The sequence below is a fragment of the Bacillus sp. FSL M7-0791 genome (genome assembly GCF_038627085.1).
GTDB lineage: Bacteria > Bacillota > Bacilli > Bacillales > Bacillaceae > Bacillus > Bacillus safensis.
The window spans coordinates 3,328,428-3,348,667 of record NZ_CP152022.1; the positions used below are offsets into that span (position 1 = coordinate 3,328,428).

23 protein-coding genes are annotated in these 20,240 nt (G+C 42.0%); 3 read left to right on the plus strand and 20 right to left on the minus strand.

What is annotated here, in order from left to right; all coding sequences use genetic code 11:
- Position 1: 1 nt before the first annotated feature.
- From MHI08_RS17125 to pta, 15 genes are all read right to left on the minus strand, one after another.
- The gene (locus MHI08_RS17125) at positions 2 to 235 is read right to left on the minus strand and encodes a DUF5970 family protein (protein WP_034621844.1); all 234 of its coding nucleotides are present in this window, start codon (positions 233 to 235) and stop codon (positions 2 to 4) included.
- A complete protein-coding gene (locus MHI08_RS17130; protein WP_342499801.1) occupies positions 232 to 2,508 on the minus strand; it encodes a glycosyltransferase in 2,277 nt (758 codons plus the stop codon). The genes MHI08_RS17125 and MHI08_RS17130 overlap by 4 nt, the downstream gene beginning before the upstream one ends.
- Before the next feature lie 118 nt (positions 2,509 to 2,626).
- A complete protein-coding gene (locus tag MHI08_RS17135; protein WP_125585832.1) occupies positions 2,627 to 3,112 on the minus strand; it encodes a tetratricopeptide repeat protein in 486 nt (161 codons plus the stop codon).
- A 40-nt stretch (positions 3,113 to 3,152) separates the two neighbouring features.
- A complete protein-coding gene (locus MHI08_RS17140) occupies positions 3,153 to 3,998 on the minus strand; it encodes a lipoate--protein ligase family protein (RefSeq protein ID WP_024423778.1) in 846 nt (281 codons plus the stop codon).
- Between the two features lie 241 nt (positions 3,999 to 4,239).
- Complete coding sequence (locus MHI08_RS17145) at positions 4,240 to 4,635, minus strand: SMI1/KNR4 family protein (RefSeq protein WP_087976033.1); 396 nt, start codon at positions 4,633 to 4,635, stop codon at positions 4,240 to 4,242.
- Between the two features lie 160 nt (positions 4,636 to 4,795).
- Positions 4,796 to 5,185, minus strand: coding sequence for a hypothetical protein (locus MHI08_RS17150; RefSeq protein ID WP_087976032.1), 390 nt, complete (start codon positions 5,183 to 5,185; stop codon positions 4,796 to 4,798).
- Between the two features lie 16 nt (positions 5,186 to 5,201).
- Entirely contained in the window at positions 5,202 to 6,893 is a 1,692-nt protein-coding gene (locus tag MHI08_RS17155) for a T7SS effector LXG polymorphic toxin (protein ID WP_087976031.1), read from the minus strand.
- A gap of 11 nt (positions 6,894 to 6,904) precedes the next feature.
- Positions 6,905 to 7,183, minus strand: coding sequence for a YwqI/YxiC family protein (locus MHI08_RS17160; RefSeq protein WP_056765510.1), 279 nt, complete (start codon positions 7,181 to 7,183; stop codon positions 6,905 to 6,907).
- Between the two features lie 4 nt (positions 7,184 to 7,187).
- Positions 7,188 to 7,583, minus strand: a complete 396-nt coding sequence (locus MHI08_RS17165; protein WP_056765509.1) for a DUF5082 family protein — start codon at positions 7,581 to 7,583, stop codon at positions 7,188 to 7,190.
- Between the two features lie 175 nt (positions 7,584 to 7,758).
- A complete protein-coding gene (locus MHI08_RS17170) occupies positions 7,759 to 8,025 on the minus strand; it encodes a hypothetical protein (protein WP_034281262.1) in 267 nt (88 codons plus the stop codon).
- 13 nt (positions 8,026 to 8,038) lie between these two features.
- The gene (locus MHI08_RS17175; RefSeq protein ID WP_087976029.1) at positions 8,039 to 9,373 is read right to left on the minus strand and encodes a TRAP transporter large permease subunit; all 1,335 of its coding nucleotides are present in this window, start codon (positions 9,371 to 9,373) and stop codon (positions 8,039 to 8,041) included.
- A gap of 42 nt (positions 9,374 to 9,415) precedes the next feature.
- Positions 9,416 to 10,294, minus strand: a complete 879-nt coding sequence (locus MHI08_RS17180; protein ID WP_056765507.1) for a prephenate dehydrogenase/arogenate dehydrogenase family protein — start codon at positions 10,292 to 10,294, stop codon at positions 9,416 to 9,418.
- An 11-nt stretch (positions 10,295 to 10,305) separates the two neighbouring features.
- Positions 10,306 to 10,977 (minus strand): RraA family protein, encoded by a 672-nt coding sequence (locus MHI08_RS17185; protein WP_056765506.1) that lies wholly within the window; start codon positions 10,975 to 10,977, stop codon positions 10,306 to 10,308.
- Between the two features lie 152 nt (positions 10,978 to 11,129).
- Entirely contained in the window at positions 11,130 to 11,981 is an 852-nt protein-coding gene (locus MHI08_RS17190) for a MurR/RpiR family transcriptional regulator (RefSeq protein ID WP_056765504.1), read from the minus strand.
- 131 nt (positions 11,982 to 12,112) lie between these two features.
- On the minus strand, positions 12,113 to 13,084 hold the full coding sequence (gene pta, locus MHI08_RS17195; RefSeq protein ID WP_024423792.1) for a phosphate acetyltransferase: 972 nt from the start codon (positions 13,082 to 13,084) through the stop codon (positions 12,113 to 12,115).
- A 240-nt stretch (positions 13,085 to 13,324) separates the two neighbouring features.
- Between pta and hemQ the strand changes: the two genes are divergently transcribed.
- On the plus strand, positions 13,325 to 14,095 hold the full coding sequence (hemQ, locus tag MHI08_RS17200) for a hydrogen peroxide-dependent heme synthase (protein WP_342499802.1): 771 nt from the start codon (positions 13,325 to 13,327) through the stop codon (positions 14,093 to 14,095).
- A gap of 67 nt (positions 14,096 to 14,162) precedes the next feature.
- Positions 14,163 to 15,323, plus strand: a complete 1,161-nt coding sequence (locus MHI08_RS17205) for an MFS transporter (RefSeq protein ID WP_056765498.1) — start codon at positions 14,163 to 14,165, stop codon at positions 15,321 to 15,323.
- A 13-nt stretch (positions 15,324 to 15,336) separates the two neighbouring features.
- On the opposite strand, the gene MHI08_RS17210 is transcribed toward MHI08_RS17205, so the two are convergent.
- Complete coding sequence (locus MHI08_RS17210) at positions 15,337 to 15,816, minus strand: Lrp/AsnC family transcriptional regulator (RefSeq protein ID WP_025093842.1); 480 nt, start codon at positions 15,814 to 15,816, stop codon at positions 15,337 to 15,339.
- Positions 15,817 to 15,961: 145 nt separating this feature from the next.
- Here MHI08_RS17210 and MHI08_RS17215 point away from each other — a divergent pair, with 145 nt between their 5' ends.
- Positions 15,962 to 17,164 carry an MFS transporter gene (locus tag MHI08_RS17215; RefSeq protein WP_125585824.1) on the plus strand — a complete coding sequence of 401 codons (1,203 nt, stop codon included), beginning with the start codon at positions 15,962 to 15,964 and terminating at the stop codon, positions 17,162 to 17,164.
- A 66-nt stretch (positions 17,165 to 17,230) separates the two neighbouring features.
- Here MHI08_RS17215 and MHI08_RS17220 read toward each other — a convergent pair whose 3' ends face one another.
- From MHI08_RS17220 to MHI08_RS17235, 4 genes are read right to left on the minus strand one after another with little or no spacing between them, the layout of a single operon-like run.
- Complete coding sequence (locus tag MHI08_RS17220; RefSeq protein WP_342499803.1) at positions 17,231 to 17,686, minus strand: dTDP-4-dehydrorhamnose 3,5-epimerase family protein; 456 nt, start codon at positions 17,684 to 17,686, stop codon at positions 17,231 to 17,233.
- Positions 17,679 to 18,533, minus strand: a complete 855-nt coding sequence (rfbD, locus tag MHI08_RS17225) for a dTDP-4-dehydrorhamnose reductase (RefSeq protein ID WP_024423803.1) — start codon at positions 18,531 to 18,533, stop codon at positions 17,679 to 17,681. The genes MHI08_RS17220 and rfbD overlap by 8 nt, the downstream gene beginning before the upstream one ends.
- Before the next feature lie 3 nt (positions 18,534 to 18,536).
- Positions 18,537 to 19,502, minus strand: a complete 966-nt coding sequence (rfbB, locus tag MHI08_RS17230) for a dTDP-glucose 4,6-dehydratase (protein WP_034621864.1) — start codon at positions 19,500 to 19,502, stop codon at positions 18,537 to 18,539.
- The gene (locus MHI08_RS17235; RefSeq protein WP_342499804.1) at positions 19,499 to 20,239 is read right to left on the minus strand and encodes a sugar phosphate nucleotidyltransferase; all 741 of its coding nucleotides are present in this window, start codon (positions 20,237 to 20,239) and stop codon (positions 19,499 to 19,501) included. Before MHI08_RS17235 ends, rfbB begins: the two co-directional genes overlap by 4 nt.
- Position 20,240: the final 1 nt, after the last annotated feature.

Genomic DNA, 20,240 nt, shown 5'->3' on the forward strand with positions numbered 1-20,240 from the left:
TTTAAATGCCCAACAATAACATCACACTAAAAAGGACATTGATCAAAAACACAAACATAAAAATATACCTGACCTGCCTTACCTGAAAATCACCAAACATAAAAATATAAAGACCTGCAATGCCAAGTGTCAGGACAGGCTGAAGAAATGGCACTAAAAGCGAAATGCCGTAGCCGGCTCCCATGATGACAGGAAGCCATAATAAATAGAGGTAACCGCCGTTTTTGGACTTCAAGAAACCACTCCCTCTCTTTCTTCTATCTGCTTGATTTCAGGCTGAACAAACTTAAGTCCGGCCATTGTGCGACCGCGTTTTTGTGATATCCAGACTGCAATCGCCGGCTGATCTGTGAGAGATTCTGTGTCAATGGTGATCAGCACTTTCTCATGTAATTCAATTGAAGCTTCAGACTCGATTTTGCACCCAGATACACTAATATCATGTATGTTCACCGGCACCTTCTCTTCTAACCGGCCCTCATAGGACAGCGTGCCTGTCACGCTTTGCAACGGTCTTCTCACCCATTTGCGCCGCAAGGCCCTTGGTACTTTCTCCGTTTCTCTTATAAAGCGGAGAAATGTCCGAACAGCATAGGATTTTTTCTCACGATCCGTTATCGATACATGTTCTCGTGTGAATAAGAAGCGGATCAGTGATAGATACTCTGATTTTTCTGTATCAGTAAAAGCAACACCAACCATCAGCTTGTCTCCCTCTGGATGGCTCCAAACCACATCACACGCCACACTTTGATCCTCTGAAAAGAACAATTGCATTTGTCCTTGATTTAAAGAAGAAGCTTGATCCAATGGAATGGATAGACGCGCACCTGAATCACTCATGTCTAGTAGAAAACAAGCAATCGATTCATCTTGACGATCAGAACAGAGATGCCCCTCTTTTTCTATGGCAAACCGCTCTGATTTTCGATAACGCGGACGGTCAAACGCCACAATCAGTGCCATAAATAGACCTGCACCGTTATAAAGCACCCAAAAAATATTAATCAACGTGAGATCAGCATTCATCGTCCCATTTACCTTCATATCGTATCCTATTTTCACAAGGACAAGCAATGAGAGCAGCAAGAAGATCAAATGAGGAATCATCGTTTTCAAATGAAAATGTCTCTTGTCCGTTTGAATTCCCTTCGGCGTGACAAGGAATTCAACCCTCTTCTTCAAAAACAGCTCACTTAAAGCTACACCAGCCAAGTGGAATGCCATAGAGCTTTCGTAAATATGACTCCAAAACATACTTCTTTTTTGATTCGACACCAGTTTAAACGCTAAATACGAACTAAAGAACGCCGGCAGCCAAAACATAAAAATGGACTGGAAATCTGCCCAGAAACTTTGAATACCAAACAATAAAAACAAAATCGGTGTAAGAATGTAAATCATTTTAAACAAACCGTTAAACCAATACACAATGCCATCTAAATAAAGAACTCGCTGCATAAGCGTTAAGCCGCGAACTTTCAATGGATTAAACTTACGGGCGCACTGAATGTTCCCTCTCGACCACCGGTCTCTCTGCTTTAACAAGTCAAGCCAGCTTTCAGGTGCGAGACCGACAGCTAATACTTCTCCGACAGACACAGATTTGAACTTCCCTTGGAGAAGCATTCCGGTCGCCATGTCTTCTGTAATCACTCCAGTAGCAAATCCGCCAATTTCCTCTAAGGCCGTTCTTCTAAATACAGTATTACTCCCGACATACATCACCGCATTGAACCGATCCTTACCAGCCTGGAGGGTTTGCATGAAGAAGTCCTGTTCATTTGGAATTCGATCCTTCGAGAACATATTATATTGGAAAGGATCTTCGTTATAAAATGCCTGTGGAACTTGAACAAACGCAGTCGCTCCATCATGAAAGTAAGGCACTGTCTTTTCTAAAAAGGCAGGAAGGGGGACCATATCAGCATCAAGTGTGAGAATCAGCTCCCCATTCGTTTGAGACATCGCATGGTTTAAATTACCCGCCTTAGCAAACTTGTTATCTGTTCTTGTCAGATAATGAACGCCAAACTCAGATGCAAGCTGCTCCACAGACTCCCTCTTGCCATCATCACATAAATAAATATGGACGCTGTCTTTTGGATAAGAGAGATTCAAACAGCCTGCAACCGTGCGTTTCAGCACTTCAATCGGTTCATTATATGTAGCTATGAAAATATCAACTGTTGGCAGCCTGTCAAGATCACTGATCGTGACTTGTTTCCGATTTGAAGGCTTCCAAACAAGTGTATAAAACACAAGCAGCTGTAAAAATCCAATACATTCACAGGCAACAAGCAAGATGCCCATTATCATATTAAATGTACCTTCATGCGGCAGTGTAAAGAAGAGACGCCAGCAAATATAGGCAGCATTTGTTAACACACAGAGCACAATGATGATTTTTTTAACAGTAGAGGCAAGCGGCTGAATCCGATACATCACATACAACACAGACAAAACACAAAGCATAAACAGCGGGTAATACGTGGTGAATAATGACAACAAATTTACCTTCTTTCTTACGCCATAAATGACTATCACATATAAAATTCCATAACAAAGGAGGGGATTTTTTCATCACATTGCCCCTCCAAATCTATTCAAGCAGCCAAATCAACTATTATTTCCATAACCTATCTAATTGATTTGAATAAAAATCAATCGCTTTTCGATAACTTAAAATAGCAGGATCTTTTGTCGTTTCAGTTAAACAGTTCAGTAATATTTCCATCGCTTTGCTATGTTCCTTTAAATTATACAAAGTCATGGCATAGAACGTTTGAATGGCTTTGTTGTCCGGATAAGTTTCCATCCCTTTTAGGAATATCTGTTTTGACTTTTCATATTCTCCTAAAGTTCTGTATGTACTTCCTAACCCTAGTAAAGCGTCTTCTAGTTCTTCTGAAGACAATCCTAACTCAATGGCCCTTTCATAAAAAAAGACAGCTTGCCTTTCCTCTCCTAACAGGTCATAACTCCAGGCACATTGATAATGAATAGAGGCATCGTCTGGATACTCCTCTGTAAGATGAGACAGCAATTCATTTGATTCTTGAAGATGTCCACTTTTTCGAAGTTCAATGGCTTTTTCAAGCTTTGTTTCCATCACTTCACCTCTACTCTTTTCAAGATAAAAAGACTGATATTTACGAAAACACCTTTTCATTCCGCTCAATCATCCGCGTCATGTTTTTCTCAAATTCCAGCTGTTCTTCTGCATTCAGGCCCGAGGCTGTCAGCTGATCACTAAGCTTTTGAAGCTCCTCTAGTAATAAACGCATAAGAAGCGTACAATCAATCGGTTCACCGATTAATTCTGATAAGGATGCCATCGTATCCGGCTGTATATCAGGAAATACTGCCTTCACTTCTTGCCGTTTATCCTTTAAGGCGGCATCATAAAAACGGCGGATCAAGTCGGCACGTTCACGCCCGCTTCCATCTGCACACAAATAAATTTGCACAGCGACCCCACCGCGTAATCTACGCTGAGAAATGCCTGCAAATTTCTTTCCATTGATACTTAAATCGTAGCTGCCTGGACAATAAGAGCCGACTATTTCATAGGCTTCAATGTCCACATCATACATAGACAGCATCCGGCTGATCAATTCCACCATCGCATCATATCCGCGGTCAATATCAATGCCCTTCTTTTGTTCCGCAAAGATTAAAGACACATTCAGTACACCTTCATCCAGCACCACAGCAAGACCGCCTGAGTTGCGCACAATCACACGATATCCCTCTTCCTCAAGCAGCTTTACGCCATCTTGGAGAAATGGAAGTCTTGTATCCTGAATCCCAAGCACAATCGTATTGTGATGCACCCAAGAACGGGCTGTCGCTGGTGAAAGGCCCTTCCCCACCGACGCGCAAAGCGTATCATCCATCGCAAAAGATTGCTTCGGGTCCACATAAAGACCAAGGCTCGATTGATCTATGATTCGCCATTTCGGCTGTGTCAGTAACTCAATAGGTTCATTTTTCATCTCCTGTATATCCTCTCGTACATAAACTGTGTTTATTATAACATGGGATGAATGGGGGGAGAATGCAAAAAAGCTCCATAACATTTGGCGTCACAGAGCGTTTCAGTTGGATGATTTGGTTTTCTTGTTCTTGCTTTTCATGATGAAATATACAGAGAAAACTAAAACGATGGGTATCACAACTACGAGACAAGCAGTGATCCATGTATTCCAAGGCAATGTGATCATCTCCTTTATTGGATTACGCTTCTATATTACAGCCCTCACTCACCCATTTCAGAAAGTTGTCGGTTAGGAGCTCTGCATGCTGAGGGTCCATCACACCTGCATCCACCATCCACACCTTTTTCTCCTCATCAGCCAGCCGCATGAGAAATACTTGTCCGCCGCCATCGTCGCCAATTGCTACATAACCGCTTGCATATTGCTGAACCTCCCATGTTGCATTGCGTTCCACCATGTCCTCCGTACCGTATAGAAGCACCTCACCGCCAATGGAACATCCATTTGTCTGTTTCAGCAAAGCCTTATAAGCACGCGGCAGCAGCATGTTTAGCTGTGATTCTGCCTCTGTGATATGTATGTCACTGGCTGGTTTGTTCACGTGCAGATGTGGGATTTCAGGTAAGTTGATCATTTTTAAGAGCCTCCTCTATGTTAAGCCGCTGATTTTTTTATGACCCTTTTATACATTCGAAGAAGCATCTTTAAAGAAAATAGATAAAAGCATGATGTTCGTGATTTTTTTCTGATCTGCATATCTTTCTATACAAAATTTGTAAATTACCCCTTACCAATTAGTTAGTTTTGGTTCTTAAAAATTCTATGCTAATTCTATCAACTTTTATTTCAACAGTTTTATTCATTAATTCAGGAAAGTCGAGAAAATACTCATCTTCGTCAGTAAAAATTATGCCTGCATCAATTTTATCCTCTTTTAGCAAACCTCTTATATAATATTCATATCCTGAATCAATGCGTTCTATCTCTTTCTTCTCTATTGGAATTTCATGAATTATCAACTCGTCTAATATAGTAAATCCTATTGATACTGGATAACTTTTTCCCACTTCAATTTCATATGGACAAATATCAGCAAATCCTGTAAATTCTATTCCATTAATCTCAATAGTTGTTTCCTCCTCAATCTGAGGATCAAGTCTTTTAACAAAACAGTCGTATACCATAATACACCCTCACTCTCTAATCTGATGGATTGATGACTGGAATATTTTCACCATTAATCGTTTTCCATATCTTCTTACCACTCTGGGTATGGTAAGTTGTAATTTCATTTTTATTATTTGTTCCTACAAATTCAAACTTAGCCCTACCATGTTTATTATTCCCCATAAATTTGACATACCCTGTCCTTATTTCACCTTTATATTGATACTTGACCTTTATGCCGCTATTAATGACCGTTTTTGCACCTTCAAGGTATTCGTTAGCATTTTTATATAGTCCTGAGAACTCTTTTCCATGTTTATCAAAATGCCCTTCTAATTTTGCCCGATCAGCAAAGGCTGAAGGTAGTTTTTTTATATCCTTAGCCGTCTTCTCAACCCTCTTCACATTCTTCCCTTGATCCAACCTAAAAACATATTTCCCAACCTTCACTATTTTCGTTATTGGGATGATAGAGGCGGCGGATAGAGCTTGGTCTGTGCTGCTGATATTTTGGCTGGTTTCTGGGTCTTTGCCAGTAACGGCTCGGTAGCCGTCGTAGATGCCGCTGTATTCTAAGATGATGTTTTCGGTGGTTGAGACGACTTCACCGTCTAATATGCGTTTAGCGTTGCCACGGCTGCGGCTTTCTGGAATTTTGTCGACTTCTTCTATTCTTATTTCGCCGTTTGCGATATACGTTCGTATGATTTGTTTATTGGCGTAAACGGTGTATCTTCCACCAATAAAATCAATATCCGACGGATCCGTGACGACTTCATCTGCGATGTCGAATTCTTTTAACTTTTTAATGTCTTTTACGTTGTATAGTCTACCATTTATGACTCTGATGTCTCTATGAATCCTGTTTTTACCGTTCACTGCTTCCCTTTGCAATGTCGTAAGCGATGGATCGTTTGCTGTGACTTGTTTACTGATGTTTTTATGGGTGTCATTTCGAACAACCGTCTCCACATTCGCCTGTTGTTTCTCTTTCAGTTTCTTCAGCATGATCATCATTGGATTGTCTTTTGGGTTGTCTATTTTATTCTTCAATCCACTGATGGTGCTGCTTACTTTTTCTTCTTTTCCATCTTTGAAAATAGATCCTTTTTGATAGCTCGTGATGTCGATTTTTGGGCCGGTGAACATGGTATTTAAGGTATCTATGTATTGCTTCATTGTTTGAAGGGAGCTTTTGGTTTCATGTAAAGCACTTGTCTGCTCCCTGTCAAATGCATGAAGCAGACCAATGGTTCTTGATGTCTCGAGCCATGCCTTTTGATAGTTTTGCTGAAACACTGATTCGTCTACATTTGGCAAATGAACAATATGACCAACTCTGCCGATGGCATGGTTTACCTCTGATACGATTTCAGAAATCGTTCGTTCAGCTTTTTTTAAGCCTTGATCAAGATCATGTTCGATAAATGCTTGTGATATAAATCCGTGCTCATTTGATTCTAATGCGTGAAGAGCCTGCTTTGTGTTTTTTAATGCAGCGCTATATTCCTCAATGACGACCTGAAAGAATTGCAGGAAGGGAATATGGCATTCTGTATAAAAGGCGCGGATGGCTTGTCCCGCCTCTCCCTTTAGTGCGCCATCGAGTGAGATGATGTGATTGATTTGTTTTTCTAGGGAGCTGATTTGCTGCGACTGCTGCTTTAACGCATTCAGCGTTTGATCTATTCCATTTATTAGCGCAAAGGCGTCAAGGGTTTTCATTGCGTTCTCCTTTATTTTCTTTTACTGCTGGAAGCAAGCGCCTTGTCCGTTTCAATCATGGTGTTCACCGCTTGTTCTGTTTGTACAAGCTGTTTCTGAAGAATGCCTATATAGGATGTACTTAATTCGTTCAGCTGCTGATTGATCTTTTCTATTGTGTCTACCGTCAGGAGCTGATTTCTTCCTTTGACGGTTGTTGGAAGGGCTGCATTCATTTGAGCGCCTGATTGTTTTGCATGCTGTAATACTCGTTTGACCTGACTGGCATCTATTTTAATTTCTCTGCTCATGTGACTACCCTCTTTTTTCCAGTTGTTGCTGCTTTTCTTTCTCTATTTTTCTTTCAACCGAATGAATTTCATGTTCTAACGAATGGATCTCCGATGTGAAATCATTGATTTTCTCATCGATTCGATTTAATAGATTGGTCAGCTGTACACCTTTTATTTCCTGACTGGCGGAAGCCATTCCATCTCGAATGTCATCAAACGTGTCTGCCAAATGGCCAAACCATGTATGTGATGTCAGATCTGGATGAGTGATTTTTTTGCTGGCATCTGACAGGGCCCATTTTGCCTCTTTGATTTCTTTTCGGCACATATTAAGTTCGATGATTTGTTCTTTTTTAATAGATATATCTGCCTTTAACGAATACAAGGCTGCTTTATAACCGATGATTGCTCCAGATATGGTTAAACACCTCTATTCCTTAAATAGTCCTCCGTTATGTTACCATTTACTAGCACAAGAGGCATATGATTGAAAGTGAATTTACCAAAAAATGAATCGTACGTATTGGGTTTTAATACCTATTTCTCGCGCACAAAAAAGCTGGATTCATTTACTGAATCCAGCTTCTTATTGCTTATTTGAGCGAATCACCTGCTGTTGCTGATGGATGATCGCTAAATGAGGTGTCTTTCTTTTCAGGAATATAATGGAGAGAGAAACCGACAAGACTGAAAAAGGCACTTAACACCAATGTTGGGTTTTTGAATAGGTTCGTACTTGCAATGATCATATCTCCCTTTTGCAAAAGAATCCCTAGTATTTGACCGAATACCAACAGGGCTCCTGACGTTAAGAACAGGACAAGCAGCACTTTAAATAAAAATTCCATCAATGCTCTCATGTGTTTCTCCTTTCTATACTGGAAGTATTCCCATTCCGATGAGCCAGCCAATTCCTACGATCGGCAGCATATAGTAGAGAATCAGTGGTATAAATGTTTTCTCCGGTCTGGCCCCTGCAAGACCAGAAGCAATGAAAATCGATCCTGATGCCGGCGGGGAAGCACCTTCTGTCGATGAAAAAGCAAGAATGGCGACAACAGCCACAACTGGGTCCACTCCGACTGAGACTAGAGCTGAAAATGAGACAAGTCCAACAGCTGTTAACGTGGCTGTAGAAGATAATGGCCCAGCCACCAGCGTGACAAGAATTCCCACAATGAGCACCATAAGCCACTTCGGAATGGTAAGTACTGATGTGATTTGCGTCAAATCTTCTGCCAATCCTAATTCAGCAAGCACCTGACTAGCAGCAACAGCAAACAGCATCAAGGCACCGATCGTTGTAAACTTAGGAATGGCCGACTTGAAAAACTGAGACCAATCTAGTGCAGACGCCTTTTTCCTTCCAATTGTTAAACTAATTAACATCATGAGAATCGGAATCCACGTAATTAAAGAAATTTGATCCATTGCCTCTGGGCCAATGTTCGGATTACTTTTTAAGTAGTTTGCCAGCGGACCTATTGTGATAATGATAGGAATCAAGGCACCGAAAAAAATAAAGATCGACTTCCACCCTTGTTTCACAGCTTCCCTAAAAGGAAGAATATCATCTGGCGGCATGGCTTGAATTTTATTCTTTTTCACCAGAATATACACAAGAATAAATCGGTATACGACTTGATACAGTCCTCCTATTAACAGGGCAATATATAAATCTCCCTCAGATACAAGGGCTGCAATTGGTGCAAACCCCAGCATGATAAACATGGAAGAGTTCGGAGGCAGTGCTGCCCCAAGTCCGCCATTCCCTGCTAAAATCGTGGCTGTATGGGTTCGGCTCCAGCCTGATTTAATCATCCAAGAAGCTGTGATAGAGCCAGTGGCCGCTGTGTTTGCAGAATTTGAACCTGAAAGAGCACCTAAGACTGCTGAACCTAACGTACTCATATAAGCCGCCCCACCAGGAAGTTTTCCTACAACCGAATTTAAGATTCGCAAGAGTGCATGAATTAATTCCAGCTTTTCGATTAAATAGGCCATGAATACAAATGCAACAGCTGCATAGAGCACCTCATATGTGGATGCAAATTTTAATCCATCCCAGAAAAGTCTTAATGCATCCAATCCGCCAAATAATGTGGTTGCAATAAAGCCTAATAGCATGGCTTCTCCCATATTCCGTTTCACGAAGACATTCCATATAATGATGACAGCTATGAATACAATCAACGCAATAAAACCCATATCGTTTTTCGCCTCCCCTTCGTTAAATAAAACGCTTACAATTTATTGCCCCTGCTGCATCACGTCAATGACTTCTTCCCAGCTCGCCGGCTTTTTCCCATTAAACCGTTCAACGAATTGAAAGTCTGCTAATCTCTCAAGCTTTTGTTGTGCTGCCCGAGACATACTGGCATCAACCTCTGCTTCATCTAGCATTTCAATAGAGCCAAGAAGCTCGATCGCTCGCCTTTTTGCATGAAGTGCACTCCCTGTCACAAGACGGTTCATAGTCTCTTCAAAACTTTTGCTATCCATTGTATCGCTTAGTGAAGAAATCACTTGTTGTTCCACATTATATTTTTTGGAAATTTCCAAAAATTCAATCATGAGACCAACGATCCCCTTCATATAAACGCTTCTGATCAGCTTCAAGGCCGAAGCATCTCCTGGCTGGTCACTGATTTTTGTGATATTCATGCCATAAGCATTCATTACTTTCATGAATTGGTCAGTTCCACTGCCGCTTGCCGTGATCGGAACCTTGTGTTTGTTGACTGGAAGAGGCCCTAGCATGGCAGCATCTACGAATAGAGCTTTTTGCTTTTCAATTTCGTTTGCCACTTGTTTTTTGATGTCTGGGGTTGATGCCGATACATCTACATATACTTGATTCTCTTTCAAACTTCCCGATACGGATTGGACCACTTCTAAGGTTTTATTTGCCGGCACAGCAGCAATCACAATATCAGATTTCTCAATGACTTCGCTGATACTGCTTGTCAATTCCACTCCTGTACGGGCTGCTTTTTCTTTTATCGCTCCAGCCAATTTCTCATTTTGTAAAAGTACATCATACGCATAAAATTGGTCTAATCCTTCTGATTTCAATCCCGTTGACAACTCGTATGCAGCTTCTCCATATCCAATAAAGCCTATCATCATCACAAATTCCCCTATCCCTGATATTTTTTCATTCTGCCTTCCAGCCATGGCGGTGCTAAAAGACTGATGTCTTGCTTTCCTTCGTTCATATACTGTTGAATCGTTTTTAATCTTTGATTTTCATACGCTTGTTTCTCTTCCGCTAGTGTCAGCAGGTGTTCCGCCTTTTCCTTTGGAACGATGACGACTCCATCATCGTCTGCAATGACTAAATCACCTGGTGCTACTTTGACACCGCCGCACGAGATGGTTTGATTCAATTCCCCAGGACCATCTTTAAAAGGTCCATTTGGCATAAACCCTTTACTGTAGATCGGAAACGCTAGTTCCTCTAAAGCGAGTTTGTCGCGAACAAGCCCGTCAATCACGATTCCTTCTATTCCTACAGCCTTTGCAGCACCTGCCATCAATTCCCCTAAATATGCATGACCCTTATGGTCTTTTCCATCAACAATCAGTACATCTCCTTCTTTTGCAGAGTAGATCGCTTGATGAAGAAATAAATTATCCCCTGGCCGTAAGCTAACGGTAAAAGCTGTACCTGCTACATTCATGCCTCTTGCAACTGGTTTGATTTGATGATCCATCGCACCGGTGCATCCCATCACGTCTGACAGCAAAGTTGAGTTAAGCTTTCTTGCCCGATCTATTAGATCATTTGACACGAATTGAACAGTACTCATTGTTTCCTTCATCCCCTTTCAGTTATATTCATTACATTTAATATTATATAAAGTAATATATATTACTTTTGTGATAAGATCATACCATCTCATTTTTATTTAGTAAAGCGCTTTCATAAAATTTTAAAATAAAAAAATGAGTCACCACACGACTAATGTGTTGTGTGATAACTCATTTTCGTTAACATATGATTGATTTGATCTAAACGAGGTTTTGTCCTTTCAGGGTCATTAATGGCTAAGGCACTTAAAATGTAATCTACGATAAAGATAGCAGATACGACAGAGTTATGAGAGCCCGCACTTGCTGAGGAACATGGTAATACATATTGTGCATACTTGGTTAGTGGAGAGCTGTAGCTGTCTGTAATTAAAAGCACTTCCACCCCATATGACTTCGCTGCCTCCAGCAAATCCTTTATACGCTTTGCATAGCGAGGATAGCTGACCGCTATAATGAAATCATCAGATTGAAAATGAACGAGTTCGTCGACCCAGTCACTTTTGTCTGCATCAATATATTGACAGTTCCCCAACAGGCGATTGATTCCTTGTGACAGATACTCTCCAACAGGTCTTCCACTTCGGACACTTGTACACAGAACCTGGCGGGAGCTGGCTATTTTTTCAACAATATGCTGAAAGGTTTCTTCCGTGATATTGTCTAAAGCATACTGGATATTTTGAAATTGCAGCTCGACATGGTTATGCAGGAGCTTACTTTTATTTGAATGCTTGAGGTTCGCTTCAAGTCTCGTTTGAGGAGCAGCTTTATGCTTCATATTTGATTGAAGCTCTTTTTGAAGCTCGGAGAAACCGGAATACCCTACAGCAGCAGAGAATCTCATGATGGTCGCTGTACTCGTCCCTACTTTTGACGCCAATTTATCTACAGTTAAAAACGCGACCTCCATTGGATTTTGCACGATATAATCTGCAATTCTCCTTTGTGCCTCGGTTAATCCCGCGACCTTATGCTGAAGCTTATGTATTAAATCGTCCATTATAGCACCTGCCCATTCTATCGGCTTTATCTACGATCAAAATTTTTTCTTTTCCCCCTATATTGTACACATTTGTCATCAAAAAAACAGCCAGCACGAATCTATCGTACTGGCTGCCTTTGTCGAGATCATTATAGTGCTTGAGCTGCTGTGATAAGCGCAAGGTTGTAAACGTCTTCGGCATTACAGCCTCTTGATAGATCGTTTACTGGCTGGTTTAAGCCTTGCAGGATAGGACCTACAGCTTCAAAGTTACCTAAGCGCTGTGCAATTTTGTAGCCAATGTTTCCAGCTTCGAGGCTAGGGAAAACAAATACGCTGGCGTCGCCTTTGATGACGGAATCTGGCGCTTTTTTCGCTGCTACTGAAGGAACGAAAGCTGCATCGAATTGGAATTCTCCATCAAGTACAAGCTCAGGTGCCTTTTCTTTTGCAATACGCACTGCTTCAGATACTTTTTCTGTTTCGTCTGATTTTGCTGAGCCTTTTGTAGAGAAGCTAAGCATTGCCACACGTGGTTCGATATCAAACATTTTGGCTGTGTTTGCACTTTCGATCGCAATTTCAGCTAGATCTTGGCTGTCTGGTGCAATGTTGATTGCGCAATCAGCAAACACATATTGCTCTTCGCCGCGAGCCATGATGAAGACGCCAGATGTTTTCTTAACGCCTTCTTTTGTTTTAATGATTTGAAGTGCTGGACGCACTGTGTCAGCAGTTGAGTGTGCCGCACCGCTCACAAGTCCGTCTGCAAGACCTTTATACACAAGCATTGTACCGAAATAGTTTTCATCTAGTAATGCTTTTCTTGCTTGCTCTTCTGTTGCTTTGCCTTTACGTCTTTCAACGAAAGCTTGTACAAGCTCTTCAAAACCTTCATATGTATGAGGATCATACACGTCAACACCATCAAGTGTAAGACCTAATTCTTTTGCTTTAGCTTCAACTTCTTGTTTTTTTCCTACCACAATTGGCTGCAATACTTTGCCATCTGCTAGTTTTTGAACGGCTGTTAGAATGCGTTCGTCCATTCCCTCAGGAAAAACGATCTTTACTCCTTTACCTGCAACCTTTTCCTGAACTGTTGAAAAAATATCTGCCACTTCAATACCCTCCTTGATTTTACAAAAAAAGCGTTCTCTTTTAAGCATACTCTTCTTCTACCTAAATTCAAACTACCAACTTATATTATAGCGCTTACAAATTAAATTCTTATTTTTCAAACTAATTTAATCAATTTTGAGAAAAGCTGTTTTCCTCGTTCAAGTTTTGATCACATCTCCATTTGGACAAACTATGTTATAGTTGGAACAGATGGAAAACTGTTAATAGGAGTGAAAGAAATGAGCGAACAACATACAACAAATGAAGCAGCTCAAACACTAGATGGCTGGTATGCGCTGCATGATTTTAGAACAATCGACTGGACAGCTTGGAAGCTGCTGACAAGTGATGAGCGCCAAGCCATCATTCATGAATTCACAGGTCTATTGGAAAAATGGAAAACAGCTGAGCAAGATAAAGCTGGAAGCCAAACAATCTATAGTATTGTCGGCCAAAAAGCAGATATTATGCTCATGATTTTACGTCCGACAATGGAAGAACTAGGTGAAATTGAACTTGAATTCAACAAAACACGACTAGCAGAGTTTACGATTCCAGCTTATTCGTATGTTTCAGTTGTTGAGCTCAGCAACTACTTAGCAGGAAGCGGTGATGGCGGAGATCCTTACGAGAACCCGCATGTACGTGCTCGCTTATATCCAGAGCTTCCTTCTTCTCAATACGTGTGCTTCTATCCAATGGATAAAAGACGTTCTGGCAATGACAACTGGTACATGCTTTCCATGGATGAGCGTAAATCTCTTATGAGAAGCCACGGTTTAATTGGCCGAAGCTATGCTGGGAAAGTAAAACAGATCATTACAGGTTCTGTTGGTTTTGATGATTATGAGTGGGGCGTTACCCTTTTCTCTGATGATGTGCTTCAATTTAAAAAATTGGTTTATGAAATGCGCTTTGATGAAGTCAGTGCACGCTACGGCGAATTTGGTTCCTTCTTTGTTGGAAACCGATTAGCAAACGAGCAGCTGGCGTCTTATTTCCATGTATGATAAAATCTTAAAGCTTCGGATCTCTCCGAAGCTTTTTTATGTATTTGTTTAGAAAGGTGATCACATCATGAAAAACTTCCCCATCGCTATTTTTGCGTTAACGCTCGGTGCGTTTTCGATTGGCATGACTGAATTTGTCATCATGGGACTTTTACCAAATGTCGCAAACGATCTTCATGTATCAATTTCTGCTTCAGGACAGCTGATTACTGGATATGCACTTGGTGTCGCAGTTGGCGGACCTATTTTAACGTTATCGACTGGAAAAATGTCGAGGAAACGTCTCCTCATTCTGTTAATGATTCTTTTCGTTGCAGGAAATGCTGCTGCCGCTGTCTCGACCTCTTATGGTCTATTAATGGCCGCCCGTATTTTAACGTCATTTGCTCATGGAACCTTCTTTGGCGTCGGAGCCATTATGGCTGCACGGCTTGTGCCTAAAGAGAAAAGCGCAAGCGCGATCAGCTTCATGTTTACAGGACTGACAGTTGCCAATGTACTCGGTGTGCCGTTCGGTACCTTTATCGGAAATCAATTCGGCTGGCGTATGTCTTTTCTAGTCATTGCCGTCATTGGGCTCATTTCCTTAATTGGTATCATCAGCTTAGTCCCAAATCAGTCGAAAGAAGAAGTACTCGATATTCGAAATGAAGTATCCGTTTTGAAAAAACCACAAGTACTCGTTTCCTTTGCAATGACCATCTTTGGTTTTGCTGGTGTATTTACAGCCTTTACGTATATCAGCCCAATCTTGCTGCAAGTCACTGGCTTTCAGGAAAATGGGGTGACGCTCATCCTTGTCCTATTTGGACTTGGGGTCACTATCGGAAATTTAGTTGGCGGAAAGCTTGCTGACTGGAGGCTGATGCCAAGTATTATGGTGACACTGATCCTGCTCATTGCTGTCCTGTTATTGTTTACAGTCACTTCCGAATTCAAAGTGCCTGCCGTGCTGACCATTTTTGTTTGGGGAATCATTTCATTTATTCTTGTTCCTACCTTGCAATACCGCACGATGAACATGGCACATGAAGCACCGACACTCGCATCGACGCTCAGCCATTCTGCCTTTAATATTGGAAATGCCGGCGGTGCAGCGCTTGGCGGTCTTGCTATCGAAATCACACATTTACAGCTTGTTCCGTTATTTGCTGCAGCTGTGACATTTATTGGTCTTATCATTACAATTATGAGCTATCAGTCAGATAGACGAACAAAAAGGACCTAAGTCAGGTCCTTTTTTATTTCACCACGGTCATTTCTGGCTCTTCTATTTGTTTCAAGCGTTCCTGAATTGGATGGGAAAAAGAGTGCTCTGACAAGACAATATGGGAGACGGTTTTTGTAAATCCAGATACTTCTTGAATAAAGGCTTCAATTTCTTCAAGAGAAGAAACTGAAAGCTTAATGAAAAAGCAAGACTGCCCTGCCACTCGATAAGCAAAAAAGGCGCGTGGATGCTCATTCATAAAAGTCACAAAACGCTGATACTCCCCATTTAACACCGTAACTTCCAGCAAGCAGTCAATCAGAAGCCCTAATTTTTTATAATTGACCTGAACAGAATACCCTTCGATAATCCCTGCATCCTCTAATTTACGCACTCTTTCTGCTACCGCAGGTGCTGATAAATTCACTCGTTTGGACAATTCCCTCATGGATAAGCGGGCATCTTCTCTCAATTCATTTAAAATATGCACATCTACATCGGTAATTTTCATTCGTACCTCTCCTGTCCAAAAATCGTTCCATTTGAAAAGTATTTTATGATAATACTTATGATGCGAAATGTAAAATAAAACTAAATAATGGTAGAATTTATTTTAACGGAATTGAATGAAAAAGCAAGTATGGAGGGATCACTTGATGAAAGAATCTTTAGACAGCCAGGCTTCTAAAACATTTCCCATCACACTTGCCATTGCACTCACACTTGGCGTTTTTGCGGCGGGATCGGAAGAGCTGGTGATTTCACCACTGCTGCCTGATTTATCAAACTCCTTTCAGCACTCTCTTGATATTCTCGCTCTTTCCATCAGCATTTATGGGTTAGCTGTGCTGGTTGGGGCTCCGCTGCTCGTTCCTTTAGGGGACCGGTATTCAAGAGAGCTGTGTTTGATTATTGGGCTGTCTTTCTTTTTGATTGGAACAGTGATGTGTGCTGTTGCCCCCAATTTGGCCGTGTTTTTTGCAGGCCGAGCTATTTCTGGGCTGGCGACTGGTGTATTTGTGCCAACAGCCTATGCTCTCGTGGGCGACCGGGTTCCATATGAATATCGCGGCAAAGTGATGGGACTCATTGTATCGAGCTGGTCTCTTTCTCTTGTTCTTGGTGTGCCCATTGGCGCCTTTATTGGTCAAAGTTTGAACTGGCGCTGGACATTTTGGATTTTCGCCATGATGAGTCTCGTTGTCCTGCTGCTCGTCATTCTTGAATCTCGAAAACAAGTCGCAGCAGCTGATCCGAAGGCATCTCAAGCTAGGGAGAAATCAGGCTCTATCTGGGGGGCTTTAAAAATCGACCGAGTCCCTGCCTATTTGACCGTGACATTTTGTAACATGCTTGGATTTTATGGCATGTACTCATTTTTAGGGGCTTACCTGCAAAGTCTGTTTTCTGGGGGGCAATCAACAGCTGGACTTCTGATCATGGCTTATGGCGTTGGTTTTTCCATGAGTATATTTACCGGGAAATTAGCTGATTGGTTTGGCAAAACACGCTCACTTTTCTTTGTGCTGGGCGGCATTACGCTCGTTCTTGCCTTACTTCCTTATGCACCGTTCTCATGGACATTGCTCATTTTCGCTTTATTTATTTGGGGTGCCATGCAAAGTTTATCCGTCACGCTTTTGAGCACCGTCCTGAGCGACTGCTCTCAAACCCACCGAGGCAAAGTGATGGCTTTTTACAGCCTTGCTTCCAATCTTGCCGTTATGCTTGGGTCCGCTCTGATGGGACCTGTTTATGTCCATTTCGGCTATCATACGGTAGGGCTTGTATGTGCACTCATTACGCTTGTTGGTTGTATCGTCAGTTTTGTCAGCTATAAACGTGAACGAGGTGCTTAGAGAAATGAAGGACTGTTGTTGTATAAAAGTAAAAAGACCTTTCTTTTCCGAAAGGCCCCCCGTTCTCTATTTAAATGTCGTTTCCCAATTAAACCCGATCGTTTTGTCATTCCAGGCGATTCGCTTTTCATCTGGGTTTTTCGGGTCATACGATTCTGTTGTGAAATACACAATTTGCAGCGGCGTCTCACCTAGTACACGGTAGCCATGCGCGACACCCTTTGGGATGAGAAGCAGCATCGGATTGTCTTCCCCCATATAATACACATCGGTTTGCCCCTTTGTGGGAGAGTCCTCACGCAAATCGTATAACACGACCTGTGCATGACCTGCCGGGAAGAACCAAACGTCGTCTTGTTTTTCATGATAATGAAAAGCTTTGATCACGCCTGGAAAGCTTTTCGACCATGACGCCTGACCAAAGCGTTTCAGCATCGGCTCATCATCTCGAATGAGCTCTGCAAAAAAGCCGCGGTCATCACAATGTTTCATGAGTTTTTTTGTTTGAACACCATCAATCATGCTGTTGCCATCTCCCTTCTTTCTGCAAATATTCGTGAAGTGCATCCTTCCAATGCCTCGGCTGCCAGCCTGTGGCTTCAATCGCTTGAAGATCTAAGACAGAATAGGCTGGACGAGGCGTTTGGAAGCCATACTCTTCCGTGGAAATCGGCTCAATTGTAGCGGACAGGCCGCTTTTCATCACAATTTCTGACGCAAAATCAAACCAGGAACAGCTTTCTCGGTTACTGACATGGTACACGCCTGCCTTCTGATCAAACAAATGAATCAAGGCCTCGGCTGCATCCTTTGTATAAGTAGGAGACCCTATTTGATCGTTCACAATGCGCAAATGATCCTTCGTTTCAGCGAGCCGAAGAATGGTATTCACAAAGTTATGCCCCTCATGTCCGTAGAGCCACGAGGTACGAATGATTTTCACTTCGTCTGACACAAGCTGAATCAATTCCTCACCAAGCTTCTTACTCTTTCCATAAATGGTTTGAGGATCTGCTTGTGCATCGACTTGGTAAGGGGTGTCCGCCTGCCCGTCAAACACATAATCTGTACTGACATGTAACACATCAGCACCTGCGCGCTTTGCTTCCAGGGCTGTATAGTAGGCGCCAATGCCATTCACAAGATACGCCTTTTCGGTTTCTGTTTCACATTGATCAACAGATGTATAGGCTGCTGCACTGACAACAATATCAGGCTGATAGTGTCTCATCGCATGTCTAACTGCCTGCTGGTCTGTGATATTGAGCATGTTCCTCGTTAAGGCAATGACGGTCATGTCTTTTTCTTTGAGCTGTCTGCTCAATTCTTTCCCTAATTGGCCGCCTGCACCGGTGATTAAAACTTTCATCCGTCACCCTTCTTCGCTCTGATCGTATTTGGTTCGATACCAATTGATCGTTTTTTCGATACCTTCTTCAAATGACGTCTCCTGCGTCCAGCCGAGCTCGCCTTTTAGCTTACTGGCATCAATGGCATACCGTCTGTCATGTCCTTTTCGGTCTTGAATAAACGCAATTTGATCATGACTGATTCCGAGCTGCGATAGAATCGTTTTGGTTAAATCGAGATTTGTTTTCTCATTGCCGCCGCCAATATTGTATACCTGTCCGGCTGTGCCGTTTTCGAGCACCTTCTTCACAGCTCTCGCATGGTCCTCTACATACAGCCAATCGCGAATTTGCCGGCCGTCTCCATAAATCGGGATTTTCTCTCCATTGACTGCTTTTCTAATAATGGTCGGTATTAATTTTTCCTCATGCTGATACGGTCCGTAATTGTTACTGCATCGTGTAATCATTGCGGGTAATTGGTGAGTGTGGATATAGGATTTCACAAGCAGGTCTGAACTCGCCTTGCTTGCTGAATATGGATTATTCGGTGAAAGTGGTGTTTGTTCTGTGAAAGCAGGATCATCTGGCTCCAAATCTCCATATACTTCATCTGTTGAAATATGAATGAGCTTTTTCGCCTTTCCTTTTAAGACCGCTTCAAGCATACGATACGTTCCGAGGACATTTGTTTGAATAAAAGGCTCTGCCGATTCAATGCTGCGATCAACATGCGATTCTGCCGCAAAATGAATGATCGCATCATAGACTTCGTCAAATGCTTGATCCAGCTCATGCTGAAGGGTAATATCCCCCTGAATAAACCGAAAATGAGACAACTTTAATAATTCATCCATCTCGTCTGGATGACTGGCATACGTTAATTTATCAAAAACGGTGAGCCTGACATTTGTATCCTGAAGCAGCAGCTTCACAAAATTCAGTCCGATAAAACCCGCTCCGCCTGTAATTAAATAAGACTTCGTCATTCGGATCCCTCTTTTTTCTTCATCGTTTCAAACATTTTCGCAGATGCTTCGTGGAGAGATTCATGTGTTCCTGCATCAATCCACCACCCTTTTAACATATCATAGGTCAGCTGGCTATTTGAGATATAGAGATTGTTCACGTCTGTAATCTCTAATTCGCCTCGATCTGACGGCGAGATTCTCTCAATATATTGAAAGACTTCTTGATCATAAAAATAGATGCCCGTGACGCAGTAGGATGAGCGCGGATACTCCGGCTTTTCTTCTATTGATAAAATACGTTGGCGCGTGGCATCAATTTCTGCAATGCCAAACCGGTTTGGATCTGCCACTTCTTTCAACAAAACCTTGGCTCCTCTATCTTGCCGCTGAAAGGCTTCAACAAAAGGGTTTAGCGAATCCTCAAATACATTATCACCAAGCATCAGCACAAACTTCTCCCCTTTGACAAAGGGCTTTGCATAGGATAAGCCGTCTGATATCCCAGACGCTTCAGGCTGTACCTGATATACGACGTTCATCCCCAGTTCCTGATCGCTTTCAAGCAGCTTTTGAAACAGCGGGATTTGTTCTTCTTGTGATATGACCATCACATCTAAAATCCCTGCTTCCTTCAATTTGAACAATGACCAATAAATCATTGGATATGGACCAACCGGCAATAAATGTTTATTGAAAATCTTCGTTAAAGGCGCCAGTCGTGATCCCTTTCCTCCTGCTAAAATAACTCCCTTCACA

Excerpts from the sequence above, each read along its gene's own strand:
- MHI08_RS17150 (WP_087976032.1), bottom strand. The coding sequence starts at position 5,185 with ATGGTATACGACTGTTTTGTTAAAAGACTTGATCCTCAGATTGAGGAG.
- MHI08_RS17140 (WP_024423778.1), bottom strand. The coding sequence starts at position 3,998 with ATGAAAAATGAACCTATTGAGTTACTGACACAGCCGAAATGGCGAATC.
- MHI08_RS17145 (WP_087976033.1), bottom strand. The coding sequence starts at position 4,635 with ATGATCAACTTACCTGAAATCCCACATCTGCACGTGAACAAACCAGCC.
- MHI08_RS17210 (WP_025093842.1), bottom strand. The coding sequence starts at position 15,816 with ATGAAAATTACCGATGTAGATGTGCATATTTTAAATGAATTGAGAGAA.
- hemQ (WP_342499802.1), top strand. The coding sequence starts at position 13,325 with ATGAGCGAACAACATACAACAAATGAAGCAGCTCAAACACTAGATGGC.
- MHI08_RS17175 (WP_087976029.1), bottom strand. The coding sequence starts at position 9,373 with ATGGGTTTTATTGCGTTGATTGTATTCATAGCTGTCATCATTATATGG.
- MHI08_RS17190 (WP_056765504.1), bottom strand. The coding sequence starts at position 11,981 with ATGGACGATTTAATACATAAGCTTCAGCATAAGGTCGCGGGATTAACC.
- MHI08_RS17185 (WP_056765506.1), bottom strand. The coding sequence starts at position 10,977 with ATGAGTACTGTTCAATTCGTGTCAAATGATCTAATAGATCGGGCAAGA.
- MHI08_RS17160 (WP_056765510.1), bottom strand. The coding sequence starts at position 7,183 with ATGAGCAGAGAAATTAAAATAGATGCCAGTCAGGTCAAACGAGTATTA.
- rfbD (WP_024423803.1), bottom strand. The coding sequence starts at position 18,533 with ATGAAAGTTTTAATCACCGGTGCAGGCGGCCAATTAGGGAAAGAATTG.
- MHI08_RS17180 (WP_056765507.1), bottom strand. The coding sequence starts at position 10,294 with ATGATGATAGGCTTTATTGGATATGGAGAAGCTGCATACGAGTTGTCA.
- MHI08_RS17220 (WP_342499803.1), bottom strand. The coding sequence starts at position 17,686 with ATGATTGATGGTGTTCAAACAAAAAAACTCATGAAACATTGTGATGAC.
- MHI08_RS17215 (WP_125585824.1), top strand. The coding sequence starts at position 15,962 with ATGAAAGAATCTTTAGACAGCCAGGCTTCTAAAACATTTCCCATCACA.
- rfbB (WP_034621864.1), bottom strand. The coding sequence starts at position 19,502 with ATGACGAAGTCTTATTTAATTACAGGCGGAGCGGGTTTTATCGGACTG.
- MHI08_RS17205 (WP_056765498.1), top strand. The coding sequence starts at position 14,163 with ATGAAAAACTTCCCCATCGCTATTTTTGCGTTAACGCTCGGTGCGTTT.
- MHI08_RS17155 (WP_087976031.1), bottom strand. The coding sequence starts at position 6,893 with ATGAAAACCCTTGACGCCTTTGCGCTAATAAATGGAATAGATCAAACG.
- MHI08_RS17170 (WP_034281262.1), bottom strand. The coding sequence starts at position 8,025 with ATGAGAGCATTGATGGAATTTTTATTTAAAGTGCTGCTTGTCCTGTTC.
- MHI08_RS17135 (WP_125585832.1), bottom strand. The coding sequence starts at position 3,112 with ATGGAAACAAAGCTTGAAAAAGCCATTGAACTTCGAAAAAGTGGACAT.